The organism is Actinomadura soli (assembly GCF_005889715.1).
Lineage (GTDB): Bacteria > Actinomycetota > Actinomycetes > Streptosporangiales > Streptosporangiaceae > Spirillospora > Spirillospora soli.
In genome coordinates this window covers 1-19191 of the sequence record NZ_VCKW01000164.1, presented here as the reverse complement: position 1 = coordinate 19191, position 19191 = coordinate 1, and the positions used below count along the sequence as shown (strand labels likewise).

The following is a 19191-nucleotide window of genomic DNA, read 5'->3' as shown; positions in this document are numbered from 1 at the left end:
AGCACGCCGCCAGCGTTCGTCCTGAGCCAGGATCAAACTCTCCATTAAGGCCCAACGACCAAGACAGAGGGGCGAACCCCCACCTCAGCCAAACCATGGAAACAATCCCAGCACCACAACCCCCCACGAATGAAGGGTTGCATTGCCTCAAAGAAATCCCCGACCACCCCACCAAAAGCAAGGCGGCCGCGGGGACGGCCCAGCCAAAAACGACCGGACCGTATAAAGGCACTGGCTTTTAACACGCTGTTGAGTTCTCAAGAAACGGACACCCACCGCGCCGACCGCCCGCTTCCGCGGGCCCCGGCTCCGGGGCAACCCTTCTAATTTACCCGACTCGCCGCCGTTGTCAAGCCGATCAGCGAAGATCTTTTTGACGGAGGCGGAGACGAACCGAGTTCCCACACCACAACGAACCCGCAGGCGAAAAACCCGCCAAGATCGCTTCATGGGAGGAGCCCTACGGGCCGGCCACCTTCCGGCGTCCTGCATCCCGTCCTAGGCTGTGCAGACCATCTTACCTCAGTCCGAGCGCCGCTCGAACCGTTTCTGAGGCCCGCTTTCCCCGAGACCGGCCGCCTGGCGGCGTCCCGCGTCCCTTGGGGCAGCAAGAACATTAAGGTCCTCGGCCTGGGCCGTCAAATCGCTGACTCCTGTCCATCCTGACGCTTCGTCCCATGGAGTACCGGAGGTTCCCCTGGGCTCCGTATTCACCGGTCACGTGGTGCTCTGGAACCCGGCCTCTCTGGAGGAACCGTGCCCGCCGCCATTCGCGCTTCGGCGGAACGCCTGGTGGTCGCCGCGACGATGGGGCCCACTATCCACGACGTCCATGCCTGGCGGTTCATGGTCGTGCCAGGGCTGATCGAAGTGCGGCCGATCTCCTCAGGCACCGGCCGTTGTGCGAGCCTCTGGACGGGTCCTGCATCTGAGCATCGGGGCGGCCCTTGTGAACCTGCGTCTGGCCACCGCTCAGTTCTCTGCATGAGGCGGTGGTCCATGCCGGACGTCCATCAGTGCTCGCGGCAGTCCGGCTTGCGGGCCGTCACCGGATCACGTGTTGAGGAGCGGCTCTTCTGTGCCGCTTCTCTTCGGGCCTTCACCACCGACCGGCCGACGGCTGGAAACGGCCGGGGGTTGCCGTCGTCAACGAGCTGGGAGGGGCGGCGAAGCTGGAGGTGTGTCGCTTCACTTGCTGCCTACCGCACATGGGACGGCGAGTCAGCGGGCGGTACTGGCTACCTACGGTGACTCTTCCTCCGAGTGGCTTCGGGCGGGACAGGCTCTCCAGCGTCTTCTGCTGGTCGGCAGGGCCCGCGGTTGCCAACCCGTGGACGTCCCTGGAGTAGAGGGCGGGACGCAACCGGGTGAAGTGCCACATGTGGTCGTCGAGGACGTGTGCTCCCGCCTACTCCAACCGTCGGTAGGTCGACAGGACGAAGGACAGGGGCGCTGGGAGCGGGTCGGGTAGCCGCACCAGCCGTTCCTGGAGCTGCTCGGCAGGGACGTGGTGTGCGCTTGGCCCCATCCCGACGAGCGTGACGATCTCCTCGTGGGTCAGGACGGCCTCGGTCTCCAGTTCCTGGCGCGAGTCCAGCTTGAAGTATCCGGCGAGTGCGGCGTCCGTGCGTTCGGTCTTGCGCTTGTCGATCGAGAGGAGTCCGAGCGACTCGACGAGCGGGCCGAGGTGCCGGGGCGAGGGCGTCACCGTGAAGAGGAGCCCGTCGTCGCTGAGGACCCGGTGGAACTCCGCGGCGTTGCGGGGTGCGAAGACGTTGATGACGGTGTCGGCGGCGCCGTTCCGCAGGGGCAGCGGGCGCCACAGGTCGGCGACGACGGCGCCGGCGCGGGGATGCGCCTTGGCCGCGCGGCGTGCGGCGTGTTTGGAGATGTCGAGGGCGAGGCCGACCGCGTCCGGTGAGCGGTCGAGCGTCCGGCTCAGATAGTGCCCGGTTCCGGCGCCCGCGTCGAGGACGAAGGACGGGCGGGCGCGTGAAACGCTCCAGGCGAGCCGATCCGCCGGTATCGCGAAGTGGCCCGCCCTGAGGAACTCGTCTCGCGCGCGGACCATCTCGGGGGTGTCCGCCGTTCCCGGACGGGCGTTGCCGGGCAGCAGGTTCGCATACCCCTGCCGCGCGATGTCGAAGGTATGCCCGCCGGGGCAGAGCAGTCCGCGGTCAGCCAGTTCGAGATCCGCTCCGCACACGGGGCACACCAGGTATTGGACGACATCGGCGAGCACCCGTCCATCATCCTGCATGATGGCCGCGGAACGGGCGGTACCGCACGGTTCTTTGCCGTCGCGCCGTCCACGCGCCGTCCGGTTGTCAGCGGCGCTTCCCGGGCGGGCAACCCATCACGGCTGGTGAGGCGCCGCTACTGGCCCCGGTTCAGGACTCGGCGCGGCGCCGGACGTCCGCCATGTCGAGCCCTCTGACCTGCTCGATCACGTTCTCCAGCACCGACTCGGGGAGCGCGCCCGGCTCGGCGAAGACGATCATGCCGTCGCGGATGGCCATCAGGGTCGGGATCGACCGGATCCCGAAACGCTCCGACAGCTCCGGCTCGGCGTCGGTGTCGACCTTGGCGAAGGTGATGTCGTCGTGCTTGCCCGCCGACCTCTCGAACACGGGCGCGAACCTCTTGCACGGTCCGCACCACTCCGCCCAGAAGTCGACCAGGACGATGCCTTCGGCCTGGGCGACCTCATCGAAGTTCTTCACGGTGAGTGTGACCGTCGCCATGTCGGTTTCTCCTCAGTCGGGGTATCAGGACCTAGAGCGGCTAACAGGTTCGCAGTATTCCCCACCCGGGAATCACAGAGCGGTAATTAGCGTTCTCCTCTTAGGGAGATCGCACCGGAGAAGGGTCAGGATGGCTGCAACCCGTACCAAGGGCGACAGGGTCGACGTCCCCGACAAGGACCTCGTCGGGGCATACCTGGACCGGATCGGCCGCACCCCCCTGCTCGACGCGCAGGAGGAGGTCGATCTGGCCAAGGCGATCGAAGGGGGCCTGTACGCCGAACAACTCCTCGAGGATGGGAACGTGCCCAAGGGCGTGTCCCGCGAGGAGCTGGAGGAGCTGACCTCGGCGGGGCTGCGCGCGAAGCAGCGCTTCGTCGAGGCCAATCTGCGCCTCGTGGTCTCGATCGCCCGAAAGTACCCGACCGACTCGTTGCCCCTCATCGACCTCATTCAGGAGGGGAACCTGGGGCTGATGCGCGCGGTGGAGAAGTTCGACTACCGCCGCGGCTTCAAGTTCTCCACGTACGCGACATGGTGGATCAGGCAGGCGATCGGGCGCGGGCTCAGCCATACCGCCCGCACCATCCGGCTGCCCGTCCATGTCGAGGAGGAGCTTTCGCGGCTGCGCCGCGCGGAGCGGCAGCTGGGCCGTGAGCTCGGCCGGGAGCCGACGCGCGACGAGCTCGCCGGCGTGCTGGGCGCCGACGCCGACCATGTGGACGAGCTGCTGCGCTGGCGGCGCGACCCGGCGAGCCTGGACGCGACCGTCGACGACGCCGGCGAGACGTCGATGGGCGACCTGCTCGAGGATCCGGACGCCGTGACGCCGGAGGCCGAGATCCTCGCGCTGGACGACATCGAGGGCCTCGGGCGGCTCCTCGAACGGCTCCCGGAACGCGAGTCCGCGATCCTGCGGGCCCGGTTCGGGATGGACAGCGGCCAGCCGCTCTCGTACGCGCAGATCGGTGCCCGGTACGGCCTGAGCCACAACCGGGTGAGGCAGATCACCGACCGTTCGCTGCGGCGGCTGCGGCAGCTGGCGAACGAGGCCGACCTGAGCGGCCGCCGGACGCTGGCGGGCGGGCCGGGCTCCTCCGCCGAGCGCGTGCGCACCGCGGCAGGTAGCCGGGCGGCCTGAGCGCAGACCGGCGACTCCCCCTGAACGACGAAACTCCCCCTGAACGACGAAACGGACGGCCCCGCAGACCCCGGGGCCGTCCGTTCGTGTCTGCCGCCCACCTCTTCGCGTCCGGTCGTTCGTGCCGGCGCGTGCCCGGTTTGTGGCTCCGTCCGTCGGCTGGCGATGCGTGTTCGTGCCGGGTCTTTAGTCTGTGCGTGCCGGGTCTCTGCGTGTGCGCGCCGTTCCTCTGCGTGTTCATTCCGTGGCCCGCTGCATCGTGTCTCCGCTTGTTCGCGCCGAGTTTCCGGTTCTGGCCGCCGCTGCACTTGGACAGGTCGTCCGGCAGGCTCGGGCGTGCCATAGCCTTTCAGCGTGAGTACACCCGCCATCGGGGACCTGGACGCCTGGCGCGACCTCCCCGCCCTCCAGCAGCCCGACTGGGACGATCCCGACGAGGTCCGCGCGGTCGCGGCCGAGCTGGCGGCGCAGCCGCCGCTCGTCTTCGCGGGCGAGTGCGACCAGCTCAAGGCGCAGCTCGCGGACGTCGCGCGCGGTGAGGCGTTCGTCCTTCAGGGCGGCGACTGCGCCGAGACGTTCGAGGGATCGAACGCCGACGCGGTGAAGAACAAGCTGAAGACGCTGCTGCAGATGGCGGTCGTGCTCACCTACGCCGCCAGCGTGCCGGTGGTGAAGATCGGCCGGATGGCGGGGCAGTTCGCCAAGCCGCGGTCGAAGCCCATGGAGGTCCGCGGTGGGCTGGAGCTGCCCGCGTACCGGGGCGACGCGGTGAACGGGCTCGGGTTCGACGCCGCGTCCCGCCGCAACGACCCGAACCGGCTGCTGAAGGCGTACCACTGCTCGGCGGTGACGCTGAACCTGTGCAGGGCGTTCACCAAGGGCGGGTACGCCGACCTGCGGCAGGTGCACGCCTGGAACCAGGACTTCGTGGCGCAGAGCCCGGCGGGGCGCCGCTACGACCGGCTCGCGGGCGAGATCGACCGCGCGCTGACGTTCATGAAGGCGTGCGGGGCGGACCCCGACGAGTTCCACGACGTGGAGTTCTACTCCAGCCACGAGGCGCTGCTGCTGGAGTACGAGCGGGCGCTGACCCGTATCGACAGCCTCAGCGGCCTGCCGTACGACGTGTCGGCGCACTTCCTGTGGATCGGGGAGCGCACCCGGCAGCTGGACGGCGCGCACGTGGAGTTCCTGCGGCACATCCGCAACCCGATCGGGGTGAAGCTCGGCCCGGCGACGTCCGCCGACGACGCCATCGCGCTGATGAAGCGGCTGAACCCGGATCACGAGCCGGGGCGGCTGACGTTCATCACCCGCATGGGCGCCGGGCGGATCCGCAAGGCGCTGCCGCCGCTGATCGAGAAGGTGCACCAGAGCGGCGCCCCGGTGGCGTGGCTGTGCGACCCGATGCACGGGAACACGTTCGAGGCGCCGAGCGGCCACAAGACGCGGCGGCTGGACGACGTCCTGGACGAGGTGGCCGGGTTCTTCGAGGTCCACCGGGCGCTCGGGACGCATCCGGGCGGCATCCACATCGAGTTCACCGGCGACGACGTCACCGAGTGCGTCGGCGGGGCGCAGGGGCTGGCGGAGGCCGATCTGCACCAGCGCTACGAGACGGCGTGCGATCCGCGGCTCAACCGGGGCCAGTCGCTGGACCTGGCGTTCATGGTGGCGGAGCTGTACCGCAAGTCCGGCTGATCACCAAGTCCGGCCGATCATCGCGTCCGGGACGCGAAGTCTTCCGCGACGGCACGTTCCAGGGGCGAAACACGACTCCGGCGGGGCGTCAGATGTCGACTTCGGCCCAGACGACCTTGCCTCCGGTGACAGGGTCGGCGCCCCAGGAGTTCGCGAAGCGGTCGACGATGAACAGGCCGCGGTGCGACTCGTCCAGCGGGCCGGGGACGGTCAGCCGCGGCAGTTGGGCCGCGCGGTCGCGTACCTCGACGCGGATCCGCCCGGTGCCGCGCAGCAGCCGCAGCTCCAGCGCCGTCCCGGCGTGCCGGACGGCGTTGGCGACCAGCTCGGCCACGATCGCGGTGACGAGCTCCTCGCGGTCCATCAGGGCCCAGGTGCGCATCGTGCGGGCGGCCAGGCGGCGCGCGTACTCGACCGCCTCGGTCTGGGGCGCGGCCCGCAGTGTCGTCTCGGTCATCGGGTCGGTCACCCCGCCCGCTCGCCGTTCTTCATCGCGTTTCCCTCACCGTCCATCGGCGGGAGCCTCCTCCGCGGGGCCTTCGATCAGGAAGCGGTCGAGCCCGGTGGTCCGCAGCACGTTCTCGACCCGGCCGTAGGCGCCGGTGACGGTCAGCGTGGCGTTCTGCGCGCGCGCGTGCTTGTACGCCCGGACGAGGACGTTCAGACCAGAGGAATCGCAGAAGTCGACCGCCGTGAGGTCGACGACGACCGCCCGCTCACCGGCGTCCACGAGCTCGGTCAGCCGGGACCGCAGCTCGTCGGAGGAGTGCAGGTCGATCGAGCCGCGCGCGGCGATCGTCGCGCGGCCGTCCTGTCGTGTCGTGTGCAAGGCAAGCCCCACGCCACCCCACCTTACCGATTGTTGGTCTCCATCATGACGCCCGCAGAACGATGAGGGCAACGTCGTCGTTGGACGGCTCGGGCCCGAAGTCGCGCACGGCGCGCTGGATACGGGCGGCGACGGCGCCCGCGCTCAGCCCGGTGCAGCCGGCGAGGAGGCGCTCGAGCCCGTGGCCGTCCCCGAGCAGCCGGTTGCCGGAACGGCGTTCGGTGACGCCGTCGGTGACGCAGAGCAGGACCTCTCCGCGCCGCAGGTCGACCGTGTCTGTGTGGAACTCGACGCCGTCGAACACACCGAGCAGCGGCTGCGGCGAGGCGGCCTCGCGGACGCCGCCGTCCGGGTCGAGGATCAGCGGCGGCGGGTGGCCGGCGCTGGTCAGCCTGATCGTCACGCCGTCGCGGCTGCGGCGGGCGGCGATCTCGCCGTGCAGCAGGGTGAGCAGCCGCCCGCGCTCGCCCTCGCCGAGGATCAGCCGGTTGAGGCGGGCGAGCACGGCGGGGACGGACATGTCCTCGGCGGCGAGGATGCGCAGGGCGTGCCGGGCGAGCCCGGTGACGGCGGCGGCCTCGGGGCCGGTGCCGCAGACGTCGCCGATGGCGAACCGCCAGCGGGACGCGGGGGCGGGGGTGCCGGGCCGCAGCCCGCTCTCGAAGACGTCGTAGAAGTCGCCGCCGACCTCGCTGCCCTCCCCCGCGGGCTCGTACACCACCGCGACCTCCATGCCGGGGATCTCGGGGATGCCGGGCGGCAGGAGGCTGCGCTGGAGCGCGCTGCTCATGGCGGTCTGGGCGGAGAACAGCCGCGCGTTGTCGACGGCGAGGGCGGCGCGGCGGCTGAGCTCCTCGGCCAGCTCGATCGCGCTGCGCGGGAACCGGTCGCCGGACGGGCGGCCGATGACGATGGTGCCGATGCGGCGGCCGCGGGCGATCAGCGGGAACGCGTAGACCTGGTCGGCGGCGGTGTCGCCGGCGGCGGCCCGCACGTCGTCGGGTGCGGTGGCGAGCCCGCTCCACGGGCCGGGGACGTCGGTCGGCGGGGCGGCGCCCGCGTGTTCGAGCAGCTCGCGGAGGCCGTCGGCGCGGTTCTCGTCGGCGTGCCACACGTACGCGAGCCGGTCGGGCTCGGCCTCGGTGACGGTGTAGACGGCGCACCAGGTGGCGAGGCGGGGCACGACGAGCTGCGCGACGAGCGCCATCGTGCGCTCCTGGTCGAGGGTGCCCGCGAGCAGGTCGCTGGCCTCGGCGACGAAGCTGAGCCAGCCGCGCCAGGACCGTTCCAGTTCGCCGACCCGTGCCTTCTCCAGGGAGAGCGACATCTCGTCGGCGAGGCGGCCGAGCCGGACCCCGTCGGCCTCGGCGAAACGGCCGGAAACGGACGAGACGGCCACCACGAGCCCGGTGAGGCGTCCCTGGGACTCCAGCGGCGCCGCGGCCAGCGACCGGGCCTGCAGGGCGGCTGCGGTCGGGTCGGAGGCGTCGGCGGCCACCCAGGCGGAGCCGGCGCGGGCGGCGGGGCCGAGACCGGCCACCGACAGCTCGCCGAGGGGCATCTCGGCGGCGGTCCCGGCGGACGCTCCCATGATCAGGCGGCCGTCGCGCTCGGTCAGCAGCACGGCCGCGCCCTCGGCGCCGAGGACCTCCCGGACGGTGGCGACGCCGTCCTCCATGGATTCCAGGGCCGCCGGGGAGCGCAGGAGGCGGTCTCCGGCGACGGGGACCTCGCCGACGCCTTCGGCGAGCCGGCCGTCCCTGGCCTGGCCGCCGGGGCCCGCGCCGTCACGGGACGCCTCGCCCCCGCCGTCGCGCGCGATGCGCTCACGGGCCCACAGGCGGGCGGCCTCGCTCCTGGCGGCACGGCCGCCGGGAGGTTTGCCGGGAAGCCCGGCGGGCTTGGCGACCTCGGGGACCGAATCGGGCTCGGCGTCCTGCCCGGTCAAGGCGGAGGCGGCGGAGGAGGCGCCGGGCCGGGGCAACCGGAACCAGACGCCCTTGGTGCGGCGGTCGTAGGAGACGCCCCAGGACGCGGCGAGGCGGGAGATCGACGGCAGCCCGCGCCCGCTGGAGGCGGTGACGCCGGGCATCTCGATGCCCCGGGTGGGATGCCGGTCGCGGACCTCGATCCTGACGTCGCCCTCCTCCAGGTGGCAGGAGACCTCGAAGGACGTACCGGCGTAGGCGATCGCGTTGGTGGCGAGTTCACTCGTGGCGAGGACGGCGTCGTCGGCCACCTCGTCCATGCCCCAGTCGGCGAGCACCTTGCGGACGAACCGGCGCGCGTCCGCCACCGCCGCGGCGGCGGACGGGAAGGTCGCCGACGCCGTCTGCCGATCCAACTGCCGTCCCTCGTTCGAAGCGTCACTAACCTGGTCTGGCCATCGTGTCAGACTGACCGGCCGCGCGACCGCGAGAGCCGACAACCGAGGTGCGGAAGCATGCGTCCGGCTCGGCGTGCGGCCCATGCCACAACACGACAGACCGTAACACGAAGGCTACAAGGACGGATGCACGGTCATTGCCGTCCGTTCACCGCCGCGTGAAGGCCGGTCCAGTGCTGCACGGCGACGTAGAGTACAGGTGCGGCCAGAGATGGCCCGGGGAAGGAGTCCGTGTCATCCGGGCAACCGCCGCCGTCCGGATACCGACAATCGCGGGCCAGGAGGATGAAGAGCATGCCGCGTACCGCGTCTCGCGCCCGCCCCAACGGCGGGTACCGCGACACCGCTCCGCGCTACAGCGACGCCGATCTCGAACCGCTCCTCAAGGCGCTCATCGCCGTCCGGGACGGGAAGGCGAGGACCGAGCTGAACGTGCCGGGCGAGGGCGCCGTGGCCGAGGCCGCGGCGGTCCTGGAGGAGATCCGGCAGAACGGCCGCGAGCTGTCCTCTGGGCTGGCCCGCGTCCGGCGGGAGATCGGCCGGGAGGGCCAGTTGCGGGGCCGGCTCACACCCGGGACGCTGCGGGGCACCTGGGCGGCCGCCGTCGAGGACGCCAACGCGATCATCGACAAGCTGACCGACCTGTCGACGGGGATGAGCCAGGTCGTGGAGGCCGTCGCGGCAGGCGACCTGAGCCAGCGGGTCGAGCTGAGGGTGCGCGGCCGACCGATGCGCGGGGAGCTGCTGCGCATGGCCAAGTCCGTGAACGGCATGGTGGAGCTGCTCGACCAGTTCACGTGGGAGGTCACGCAGTTCGCCCGGGAGGTCGGCACGGAGGGCAGGCTCGGCGGGCAGGCCCCGGCGCGCGGGATGACGGGCCGCTGGCGGGACGTGACCGCGTCGGTGAACGTGATGGCGTCGCGGCTGACGTCCCAGGTCCGCGACATCGCGGAGGTCACCACGGCGGTGGCGAAGGGCGACTTGACCCGCAAGGTCACGGTGGAGGCGACCGGTGAGCTCCAGGAGCTGAAGCTGACCGTGAACACCATGGTCGACCAGCTGTCGGCGTTCGCCGACGAGGTGACCCGCGTCGCCCGCGAGGTCGGCACGGAGGGCCAGCTTGGCGGCCAGGCGAACGTGCCGGGGGTCAGCGGCGTCTGGAAGAACCTGACCGACAACGTCAACGCGATGGCGAACAACCTGACCTACCAGGTCCGCGGGATCGCGCAGGTCACCACGGCCGTCGCCGAAGGCGACCTGGCCAAGAAGATCACGGTCGACGCGCAGGGCGAGATCGCCCAGCTCAAGGACACCGTGAACACGATGGTCGACACGCTGTCGGCGTTCGCCGCCGAGGTCACCCGCGTCGCCCGCGAGGTCGGCACCGAGGGACGGCTCGGCGGCCAGGCCCGGGTGCCCGGCGTGAGCGGCGTCTGGAAGGACCTGACCAGCAACGTCAACGGCATGGCGTCCAACCTGACCTACCAGGTCCGCAACATCGCGCAGGTCACCACCGCGGTCGCGCAGGGCGATCTCGGCAAGAAGATCACGGTCGACGCGCAGGGCGAGATACTGGAGCTGAAGGACACCGTGAACGCGATGGTGGACACGCTGTCGGCGTTCGCGTCCGAGGTCACCCGCGTCGCCCGCGAGGTCGGCACGGAGGGGCGGCTCGGCGGGCAGGCGATCGTGCCCGGCGCCGGCGGCGTCTGGCTCGACCTCACCGACAACGTCAACTCGATGGCGAACAACCTGACCAACCAGGTGCGCGGCATCGCGCAGGTCACCACGGCGGTCGCGCAGGGCGATCTGGGCCGCAAGATCGAGGTGGACGCGCAGGGCGAGATCCTGGAGCTGAAGACGACCCTGAACACCATGGTCGACACGCTCTCGGCGTTCGCGGACGAGGTCAGCCGCGTCGCCCGCGAGGTCGGCACCGAGGGGCGCCTCGGCGGCCAGGCCCGGGTGCCCGGCGCGGGCGGCATGTGGAAGGACCTGACCGACAACGTCAACGGCATGGCGTCCAACCTGACCTACCAGGTCCGCAACATCGCGCAGGTCGCGACGGCGGTCGCGCACGGCGACCTGACCCGGCGCATCGACGTGAACGCCCAGGGCGAGATCCTGGAGCTGAAGACGACGCTGAACACGATGGTCGACACGCTGTCGTCGTTCGCGTCCGAGGTCACCCGCGTGGCGCGCGAGGTGGGCATCGAGGGACGGCTCGGCGGGCAGGCCGAGGTCGAGGGAGTGTCCGGCACCTGGAAGCGGCTGACGGAGAGCGTCAACGAGCTTGCCGGCAACCTGACGACGCAGGTCCGCGCGATCGGCGAGGTGGCGAGCGCGGTCGCCACCGGCGACCTGACCCGGACGATCACCGTGGAGGCGCGCGGCGAGGTCGCGGAGCTGTCCGACAACGTCAACCTGATGGTCGCGACGCTGCGCGAGACGACCCGCGCCAACGAGGAGCAGGACTGGCTGAAGACCAACCTGGCGCGGATCGGCGGGCTCATGCAGGGCCACCGGGACCTCCAGCAGGTCGCCGACCTGATCATGCGGGAGCTGACGCCGACGGCGAGTGCCCAGTACGGCGCGTTCTACCTCGCGGAGAACAGCGGCGAGGAGACGGAGCTGGCGCTGATCGCCGGGTACGGGACGCGGCGCGGCCGGGCGGGCCGGGCCGGGGAGGCGGCCGCGGCCCGGTTCGCGCTGGGCGAGGGCCTCGTCGGGCAGGCGGCGCAGGAGCGCAGGCCGCTGCTGATCGCCGACGCGCCCGCCGACTACGTCAAGATCGGCTCGGGGCTCGGCGAGGCGTCCCCGGTCAACATCATCGTGCTGCCGATCGTGTTCGAGGACGAGGTGCTCGGCGCGATCGAGCTGGCCTCCTTCGGCCGGTTCACCGACGTCCACCTGGCGTTCTTCAGCCAGCTGATCGAGACGATCGGGGTGACGCTGAACGCGATCCGCGCCAACACCCGCACCGAGGCGCTGCTCGGCGAGTCCCAGCGGCTCGCGCAGGAGCTGCAGGAGCGCTCGGACGAGCTGCAGCGCCAGCAGGGCGAGCTGCGGCACTCCAACACCGAGCTGGAGGAGAAGGCGGCGCTGCTGGCCCAGCAGAACCGCGCGATCGAGATCCAGAACTTCCAGATCGAGCAGGCCCGGCGGACGCTGGAGGAGCGCGCCGAGCAGCTGGCGATCTCCTCGCGGTACAAGTCGGAGTTCCTGGCGAACATGTCGCACGAGCTGCGCACGCCGCTGAACAGCCTGCTCGTGCTCGCCAAGCTGCTGTCGGAGAACCAGGACGGCAACCTCACCGGCAAGCAGGTGGAGTTCGCGCAGACGATCCACGACTCCGGCACCGACCTGCTGGAGCTGATCAACGACATCCTGGACCTGGCGAAGGTCGAGGCCGGGAAGATGGAGGCGCATCCGCAGCGGATCGCGGTGTCGGCGCTCGTCGACTACGTGGAGGCCACGTTCCGGCCGCTGTCGGTCGACAAGGGGCTGCAGTTCGGCGTGGAGGTAGCGGCGGACGTCCCGTCCACGCTGAACACCGACGAGCAGCGGCTGCAGCAGGTGCTGCGGAACCTGCTGTCCAACGCGGTGAAGTTCACCGCCGAGGGCGAGGTGCGGCTGGTGATCGAGCGGGCCGGCGACATCGACTTCACGCTGCCCGCGCTGTGGAACACCCCGGACGTGATCGCCTTCCGGGTGATCGACACGGGCATCGGGGTGTCCGCGGACAAGCTGCAGGAGATCTTCGAGCCGTTCCAGCAGGCCGACGGGACGACCAGCCGCCGCTACGGCGGCACCGGGCTTGGCCTGTCGATCAGCCGGAACATCGCGCGGCTGCTCGGCGGCGAGATCCACGCGGAGAGCCGGCCGGGGCGCGGCAGCGTGTTCACGCTCTACCTGCCCGCCCAGTACAGCGAGCGCGACGGGCGGCGCCGCTCGGCGATGCCGGACGAGGCGGCGGCCGCGCAGGAGGCCGCCCTGCCGGGAGGGCCCGCGAACGGCGGCCTGACCGGCGGCATCGCCGGCACCGTGTCCATCCAGCCCGGGGAGAACGGGCTGCCGGTGGAGCGGCGCACGCCCCGCGGGGAACGTCCCGGGGAGGCGGAGCCCGCGCTGAACGGGCTGCTGGAGGAGCCGCCCGCGGACTTCCTCGACACCGTCCTGTCGGGCCGCAAGGTCCTGATCGTGGACGACGACGTCCGGAACGTGTTCGCGCTGACCAGCGTCCTGGAGGGCTACGGGATGGAGGTCCTGTACGCCGAGGACGGACAGGCCGGAATCGACGTCCTGCACCGCAATCCGGACGTGGCGGTCGTGCTGATGGACGTGATGATGCCGGGCCTGGACGGCTACGCCACGACGGCCGCGATCCGGGAGATGCCGCAGTTCGCTGAGCTGCCCATTATCGTGATCACGGCGAAGGTGATGAAGGGCGACCGGGAGAAGAGCCTGGAGTCCGGCGCGTCGGACTATGTGCCGAAGCCCGTCGACGTGGACCATCTTCTTGACGTGATGCGGAACTGGCTGCAACCCTCCATCGTCCGCTGAGGAGAGGGAGAGGAGTCGCCTGGCAGGCAGGGTCGTCGTGGCCGCGGACGCGGCCGTGGAGTGGCGGGGACCGGATCGGAGAGACGCGCGTGGACGACAAGGCCAAGATCCTGCTCGTGGACGACCGCGAGGAGAACCTGATCGCGCTGGAGGCCATCCTCAGCTCGCTCGATCAGGACCTCGTTCGGGCGCGGTCCGGTGAGGAGGCGCTGAAGGCGCTGCTCACCGACGAGTACGCGGTGATCTTGCTGGACGTCGTCATGCCAGGAATGGACGGGTTCGAGACGGCCCGCGACATCAAGCGCCGCAAGAAGACCCGCGACCTGCCGATCATCTTCCTCACCGCGGTGAACAGCGATCCCGACTACGCGTTCCGCGGCTACGCGGCGGGCGCGGTCGACTTCATCTCCAAGCCGTTCGACCCGTGGGTGCTGCGCGCGAAGGTGTCGGTGTTCGTGGAGCTGCACAACAAGAACAAGCAGCTCCGCGACCAGACGACGCTGCTGCGGGAGCAGGCCGCGCTGCTCCGCGAGCAGGCGACGCTCCTCAAGGCGCGCCCCGCGAAGGCCCCGCGCGACGCCGAGCGGCCGCGGGACGCGCCGCCCGGGCGGGTCGGCGACCGGCTGATCTCCGTGCAGGAGCAGGCCGAGATCGTCGGCAAGCGCGCCCCGGCGTCGCTGCGCGGCGAGTTCGACGAGCTGGACCGCCGCCTCGCCGACCTCCGCCACGCCCTGAACGGCGACGAGCAGACGTCCTGACCCGCCGCCCCCGGCGGTCAAACCCGCGCTGCGGTTAAGCCTGTGCGGCGAGGCGCGCCCGTGCGGCGGCGATGCGGGCCACGGTGCGGTCGCGGCCGAGGATCTCCAGGGACTCGAAGAGGGGCAGGCCCACGGTGCGGCCGGTGACGGCCACGCGGACGGGCGCCTGCGTCTTGCCCAGCTTGAGGCCGTGCTCGGTGCCGATGCGCTCCAGCCGGTCCTTCAGCTCGGCGGCGTTCCACGGCGCGTCCTGGTAGGCGGCCTCGGCGGCGGCGAGGATCGCGGCGGCGGGCTCCTTCATGGCCTTGGCCCAGGACTGCTCGTCGGACGGCGGCTCGTCCAGGAACGCGAAGTCGATCATCTGGACGATCTCCGACAGCAGCGCCACCCGGGTCTGCGCCAGCGGCGCCAGCTCGGCGAACACGGCGACGTCCACGTCGAACGGGGCGTCCTGCAGGAACGGGAGGCATTCGGCGACGAACTTCTGGAGCGGCAGCGCGCGGATGTACTCGCCGTTGAACGCGCGGAGCTTCTTCTCGTCGAAGAACGCGGGCGAGGTGTTGACGTCGTCGATGCGGAACTCGTCGACGATCACGTCCCACGGGACGATCTCGCGGTCGCCGGACGGGGCCCAGCCGAGCAGCATCAGGTAGTTGCGCATGGCCTCGGCGAGATAGCCCTCGTCCCGGTAGGCCTCCAGCGCGACCTTGTCGCGGCGCTTGGACAGCTTCTGCCGCTTCTCGTTCACGATGACGGGGACGTGCGCCCAGACGGGCGGCTCCCCGCCGAGCGCCTCCCACAGCAGCTGCTGCTTGGGCGCGTTGGACAGGTGCTCCTCGCCGCGCACGACGTGGGTGATGCCCTGGCTCATGTCGTCCACGGCGTTGGCCAGCAGGAACGTGACCGACCCGTCGGCGCGGGCGATGACGAAGTCCTCCAGGACGGCGTTCTCGAAGACGGGCTTGCCGCGCAGCAGGTCGACGACGGTGGTCTGGCCGTCGTCGGGCGTGCGGAACCGGAGGGCGCGTCCGGGGCCGGGCTCCAGGCCGCGGTCGCGGCAGAAGCCGTCGTAGCCCTTGTGCTGGTCGCCGGTGCGGGCGATGACGGCCTCGCGGGTGCAGTCGCAGTAGTAGGCGCGGCCTTTGTCCTTCAGCGTCTGGGCGGCCTCGGCGTGCTTGTCGGCGTTGGCCGACTGGAAGTAGGGGCCCTCGTACTGCTCGCCGTCCATCCCGAGCCAGGCCAGGGCGCGGATGATGCCCTCGGTCCATTCGGGGCTGTTGCGGGAGGCGTCGGTGTCCTCGATCCGCAGCACGAGCGTCCCGCCCGACTGCGCGGCCATCACCCAGTTGAACAGCGCCGAGCGGGCGCCGCCGACATGGAAGATGCCGGTCGGGGACGGGGCGAAGCGGACGCGGATCGCAGAGGTCGGAGACATGCCTCAAGCGTAGAGCGCGCGGGCCCCCGCTCGCGCCGTGACCCGCGCGTGCCCAGCCGAGGGCGTCACGGTTTCCAGTGCGGGTCGCGCCCGGTCAGGCCGACCAGGCGGTCGAGCAGCGGCGCGTCCTCCGGGACGGGGACCTCCTCGCCGAACAGCTTGTACTCCCGGGCCATCTTCGCCGTCCCGAGGGTCAGCTCCCAGGCCGTCCGGACGGTCTCCGGCGGGAAGGCGGGGTGCTGTCCGGTGGCGACGGCGAGGTCCCAGCCGTGCAGGACGCATTCGCCGTGCAGTATCCCCGCGACGAATTCGGCGGGCATGCCGTCCTTGTTTCCGGTGAGGCTGGTGTTCCCTTCCCAGGCGGCCGGGTCCTGCCATGCTTCGGCGGCGCTGCGCGCCTGATCCTCGAACCGGTCGGCCCAGCCCGGCTCGGCGGTGTAGTCGTGGCCCTCGTCCGGGCCGTCGGGCGGCAGCTTGCGCGCGGCCGTCTCGCCCCGCCCGGTCCACAGGATGAGGTGGTTGATCAGGGCCCGGACGTCCCAGTCCGGGCAGGGCGTCGGCGCGTCCATCAGGTCTTCGGGGACCTGCCGGACGATCCGCACCGCGGCCGTGGCGGCGGGAAGCATCTGGTTCCGGATATCCACGGTCTCTCCTTCGTATGCGTGTTCGAACGTGTTCCGCACGTTAGGCGGTCCGCGGCGTCCGGTCTTGTAGGAACGCGACACGGCTAACCTGGGGTGATGGCACGACTCCTCCCCCAGGACGCGCGGGGCATCCTGCGGGCCCGGACGGGCCTGGAGCGGTTCCAGGTCGAGCGGATCGCGCCGCCGGACGAGCTCGCCCCGTTCGTCGAGTTCTTCTGGGTGCTGCACTGGGATCTGCGCGGCCGGCCCGCGCACCGGCAGAAGGTGCTCACGCGGCCGAACGTCCACATGACCTTCACGAACTACTGGACCGGCAAGAGGACCCGGGGGCGCATCGTCGGGGTCGTGCGCGACGAGTTCGTCGAGGAGATCGCCGACGACGGGCGCGTGGTGGGGGCGGGCTTCCGGCCCGGCGGGTTCCGGCCGTTCGCGGGCGGGCCGGTCTCGGCGCTCACCGGCCGGTTCGCGGGCGTGGACGAGCTGTTCGGCGCGGCGGGCCTCGCGCTCGCCGGCGAGATCTTCGCGACGGACGGCGCGGACGACGCCGTCGCACGGCTGGTCGCGTTCCTCACGGGGCTGCGTCCCGAGGCCGACCCGTCCATCGAGCGGGCCGCGGAGATCGTCGAGCGGATCGCGGCGCTGCCCGCCCTGGTGCGGGTGGACGAGCTCGGCGCCGACGTGGGGCTCAGCGCGCGCGGGCTGCAGCGGCTGTTCCACGAGTACGTCGGCATCGGCCCGAAGTGGGTGATCAGGCGGTACCGGATGCTGGAGGCGGCCGCGCGGGCCGAGGAGGGCACGCCGGTGGACTGGGCGGGCCTGGCGGCCGAGCTGGGCTACACCGACCAGGCCCACTTCACCCACGACTTCACCGCCGCCGTCGGGACACCGCCCGCGCGCTACGCCCGCGAGGCCGGCGCGCGCGCAGGGCCTGACGACGGGCCTGAGGGCGGGGCCGGCGGCGGGACTGGCAAGATCGACGCATGACGGACGCCCCCCTCGACCCGTTCGACGACCTCACGGCGTTCCGCGCGCTCGCCGCCGAGCGGCTCGGCTCGTTCGCGCACACGACGGTGGCGGACGCGCCCGGGTTGCGGCGCGCCGGGGTCGTGCTGTGCGTCGTGGAGCACAACGGCGGGCCGAGCGGACCTCGTCCGTTGATCGGCGGCGGGCGGGGGCTGGAGGACGGCACCCCCTCGGTGATCTTGATCAGGCGGGCGTACCGGGGGCGGAACGCCGGGCAGTGGGGCCTGCCCGGCGGGCGGCTGGAGGACGGCGAGACGCCCGAGGAGGCGGCGCTCCGGGAACTGCGCGAGGAGATCGGCCTGGCGGCGGGGGCGGACGACGTCCTCGGCAGGCTCGACGACTTCCCCGCCACGTCCGGATTCGCGATCACCCCGATCGTGGTGGTGCTGGACGACCCGGGCCCGCTCGTGCCGAGCCCGGACGAGGTCCACTCCGTCCACCACACGAGCCTGCGCAAGCTCGCCGACGACGACACGCCGAGGTGGGTGCCGCAGCCCGGCGGCGGGCGTCTGCTGCAGATGTGGCTGGGCCCGGACTGGCGCGTCCACGCCCCGACCGGCGCGATGCTGTGGCAGTTCCGCGAGGTGGTGCTGCTCGGACGGCACGCCAGGGTCGCAGACTTCGTCCAGCCCGACTGGACCCGCACCTGAGTCAGCGGCCCGGCCCCGCTTCGATGACGTGGTAGCCGAACGGCGGGATCGGCCCGGTCAGTGAGACGCCGGCGAACCCGGCGGCCTCCAGCAGCTCGCGGAACTCGGCCTCGGTGCGTTCGCGTCCGCCGGTGCAGACGAGCATGTTGAGGTCGTTGCGGACGACGCCCTGCGTCTCCGGGGTGGCGATCTCCGGCATGACCTGCTCCAGCAGCAGGATCCGCGCGTCCGGGCGCATGGCGGCGCGGCAGTTCCGCAGGATGGCGGCGGCCTTCGCGTCGTCCCAGTCGTGGATGACGCTCTTGAGGACGTGGGCGTCCGCGCCCCCGGGCACCTCCGTGAAGAAGTCACCCTCGACGATCTCCACCCGGTCCGCGACATCGGCCAGCGCGCCGGACGCCCCGGTGAGCCCGGCGGGCAGGTCGAACAGCAGCCCGCGCAGCCCCGGATGGGCGCGCAGGATCGCGGCGAGCAGCGTGCCGTCGCCGCCGCCGAGGTCCGCGACCGTCCCGTGGCGGCCGAAGTCGTGCGCCTCGATGACCCCGGGCGCGACGGCCCGGGTGTGCTCGGACATCGCCGCGTTGAACGTCGCCGACAGCTCCGCGTTGGACGGTGACTCGAAGAACTCGAACGGCGTCATCCCGGTCGCGCGCTCCCAGGCGTACTCTCCCGTGCGCAGCGTCTCGGTCAGACCGCCCCACGAACGCCACACGTCCGGGCCGCAGAACAGCCTGATCAGCGAGCGGATCGAGTCGGGCGCGTCGGCGCGGAGCCGCTGCCCCTCGGCGGTGAGCGCGAACAGGTCGCGCTCCTTCTGCTCGACGACGCCCAGCCCGGTCAGGCCGCGCAGCAGCCGGTGGAGGGACGGCGCGTGCGCGCCGGTCTCCCCGGCCAGTTCCGCACTCGTCCGCGGACCGCCGGCGAGGGCGTCGGCCAGCCCCAGCTCGGCGGCGGCGTGCAGCATCTGCGCCGGCATGTATCCGAAGGCCAGATCCAGCAGCGGCGATCTTGTCTGTGAGCTCGACACGGTCGGCTCCCCCCTCTTGTGACCTGCTACGACGCTACGGATCCGGACGGCGGGACGTCTTGGACGAATGGCACCTAACGCCGGTGATCTTCCGGCGCCTGCCAACCCCGGCCCCCGCCGTTACCTGATCGTGTCGTCCCCTAACCGAACGGTCACATCGGGTTTATCGAACTGTTCGAGACTGACGGCTCCTGCTCCCAACAGCGAAAAGGGGCCTTCCGTGAGACGCACGGGGATCGCCGTCACCGTCACCAGCATGATCCTGTTCGCCACCGCCACCACCGCCACCA

General features: G+C 71.4%; 14 protein-coding genes. 6 read left to right on the top strand and 8 right to left on the bottom strand.

From position 1 onward, the window contains the following. Window positions 1–1408: 1408 nt before the first annotated feature. Entirely contained in the window at window positions 1409–2260 is an 852-nt protein-coding gene (locus tag ETD83_RS27285) for a putative RNA methyltransferase (protein ID WP_230421218.1), read from the bottom strand. A 130-nt stretch (window positions 2261–2390) separates the two neighbouring features. Further along, window positions 2391–2744 (bottom strand): thioredoxin, encoded by a 354-nt coding sequence (trxA, locus tag ETD83_RS27280; protein ID WP_138648070.1) that lies wholly within the window; start codon window positions 2742–2744, stop codon window positions 2391–2393. Window positions 2745–2874: 130 nt separating this feature from the next. On the opposite strand from trxA, the gene ETD83_RS27275 reads away from it, so the two are divergent. After that, on the top strand, window positions 2875–3885 hold the full coding sequence (locus ETD83_RS27275) for a sigma-70 family RNA polymerase sigma factor (protein ID WP_230421217.1): 1011 nt from the start codon (window positions 2875–2877) through the stop codon (window positions 3883–3885). A gap of 354 nt (window positions 3886–4239) precedes the next feature. Beyond that, the gene (locus ETD83_RS27270; protein WP_230421216.1) at window positions 4240–5586 is read left to right on the top strand and encodes a class II 3-deoxy-7-phosphoheptulonate synthase; all 1347 of its coding nucleotides are present in this window, start codon (window positions 4240–4242) and stop codon (window positions 5584–5586) included. Between the two features lie 88 nt (window positions 5587–5674). Here the strand turns inward: ETD83_RS27270 and ETD83_RS27265 are convergent, their stop codons facing one another. From ETD83_RS27265 to ETD83_RS27255, 3 genes are read right to left on the bottom strand one after another with little or no spacing between them, the layout of a single operon-like run. Then, complete coding sequence (locus tag ETD83_RS27265; protein WP_033333276.1) at window positions 5675–6043, bottom strand: ATP-binding protein; 369 nt, start codon at window positions 6041–6043, stop codon at window positions 5675–5677. Window positions 6044–6088: 45 nt separating this feature from the next. Further along, on the bottom strand, window positions 6089–6427 hold the full coding sequence (locus ETD83_RS27260; RefSeq protein WP_138648069.1) for an STAS domain-containing protein: 339 nt from the start codon (window positions 6425–6427) through the stop codon (window positions 6089–6091). A 31-nt stretch (window positions 6428–6458) separates the two neighbouring features. Next, complete coding sequence (locus ETD83_RS27255; protein WP_230421215.1) at window positions 6459–8759, bottom strand: SpoIIE family protein phosphatase; 2301 nt, start codon at window positions 8757–8759, stop codon at window positions 6459–6461. Between the two features lie 336 nt (window positions 8760–9095). Between ETD83_RS27255 and ETD83_RS27250 the strand changes: the two genes are divergently transcribed. Continuing rightward, the gene (locus ETD83_RS27250) at window positions 9096–13364 is read left to right on the top strand and encodes a hybrid sensor histidine kinase/response regulator (protein ID WP_138648067.1); all 4269 of its coding nucleotides are present in this window, start codon (window positions 9096–9098) and stop codon (window positions 13362–13364) included. Between the two features lie 89 nt (window positions 13365–13453). Next, entirely contained in the window at window positions 13454–14122 is a 669-nt protein-coding gene (locus ETD83_RS27245) for a response regulator (RefSeq protein ID WP_138648066.1), read from the top strand. Window positions 14123–14156: 34 nt separating this feature from the next. Here ETD83_RS27245 and gltX read toward each other — a convergent pair whose 3' ends face one another. Together gltX and ETD83_RS27235 are read right to left on the bottom strand one after the other, a co-directional pair. Then, window positions 14157–15557 carry a glutamate--tRNA ligase gene (gene gltX, locus ETD83_RS27240; RefSeq protein WP_138648065.1) on the bottom strand — a complete coding sequence of 467 codons (1401 nt, stop codon included), beginning with the start codon at window positions 15555–15557 and terminating at the stop codon, window positions 14157–14159. A 65-nt stretch (window positions 15558–15622) separates the two neighbouring features. Then, the gene (locus ETD83_RS27235) at window positions 15623–16201 is read right to left on the bottom strand and encodes a TIGR03086 family metal-binding protein (protein ID WP_138648064.1); all 579 of its coding nucleotides are present in this window, start codon (window positions 16199–16201) and stop codon (window positions 15623–15625) included. 96 nt (window positions 16202–16297) lie between these two features. On the opposite strand from ETD83_RS27235, the gene ETD83_RS27230 reads away from it, so the two are divergent. Together ETD83_RS27230 and ETD83_RS27225 are read left to right on the top strand one after the other, a co-directional pair. After that, on the top strand, window positions 16298–17185 hold the full coding sequence (locus tag ETD83_RS27230) for a helix-turn-helix domain-containing protein (RefSeq protein ID WP_138648063.1): 888 nt from the start codon (window positions 16298–16300) through the stop codon (window positions 17183–17185). Next, window positions 17182–17874: an NUDIX hydrolase gene (locus ETD83_RS27225; RefSeq protein ID WP_138648062.1), complete on the top strand. Its 693-nt coding sequence runs from the start codon at window positions 17182–17184 to the stop codon at window positions 17872–17874. The genes ETD83_RS27230 and ETD83_RS27225 overlap by 4 nt, the downstream gene beginning before the upstream one ends. Before the next feature lies 1 nt (window position 17875). Here the strand turns inward: ETD83_RS27225 and ETD83_RS27220 are convergent, their stop codons facing one another. Continuing rightward, window positions 17876–18901: a methyltransferase gene (locus ETD83_RS27220; RefSeq protein WP_171064457.1), complete on the bottom strand. Its 1026-nt coding sequence runs from the start codon at window positions 18899–18901 to the stop codon at window positions 17876–17878. Window positions 18902–19191: the final 290 nt, after the last annotated feature.

What these genes read in the sequence shown, in the direction of transcription:
- gltX (WP_138648065.1), bottom strand. Translation starts at nt 15,557, where the DNA reads ATGTCTCCGACCTCTGCGATCCGCGTCCGCTTCGCCCCGTCCCCGACC.
- ETD83_RS27275 (WP_230421217.1), top strand. Translation starts at nt 2,875, where the DNA reads ATGGCTGCAACCCGTACCAAGGGCGACAGGGTCGACGTCCCCGACAAG.
- ETD83_RS27230 (WP_138648063.1), top strand. Translation starts at nt 16,298, where the DNA reads ATGGCACGACTCCTCCCCCAGGACGCGCGGGGCATCCTGCGGGCCCGG.
- ETD83_RS27265 (WP_033333276.1), bottom strand. Translation starts at nt 6,043, where the DNA reads ATGACCGAGACGACACTGCGGGCCGCGCCCCAGACCGAGGCGGTCGAG.
- ETD83_RS27285 (WP_230421218.1), bottom strand. Translation starts at nt 2,260, where the DNA reads ATGCAGGATGATGGACGGGTGCTCGCCGATGTCGTCCAATACCTGGTG.
- ETD83_RS27250 (WP_138648067.1), top strand. Translation starts at nt 9,096, where the DNA reads ATGCCGCGTACCGCGTCTCGCGCCCGCCCCAACGGCGGGTACCGCGAC.
- ETD83_RS27225 (WP_138648062.1), top strand. Translation starts at nt 17,182, where the DNA reads ATGACGGACGCCCCCCTCGACCCGTTCGACGACCTCACGGCGTTCCGC.
- trxA (WP_138648070.1), bottom strand. Translation starts at nt 2,744, where the DNA reads ATGGCGACGGTCACACTCACCGTGAAGAACTTCGATGAGGTCGCCCAG.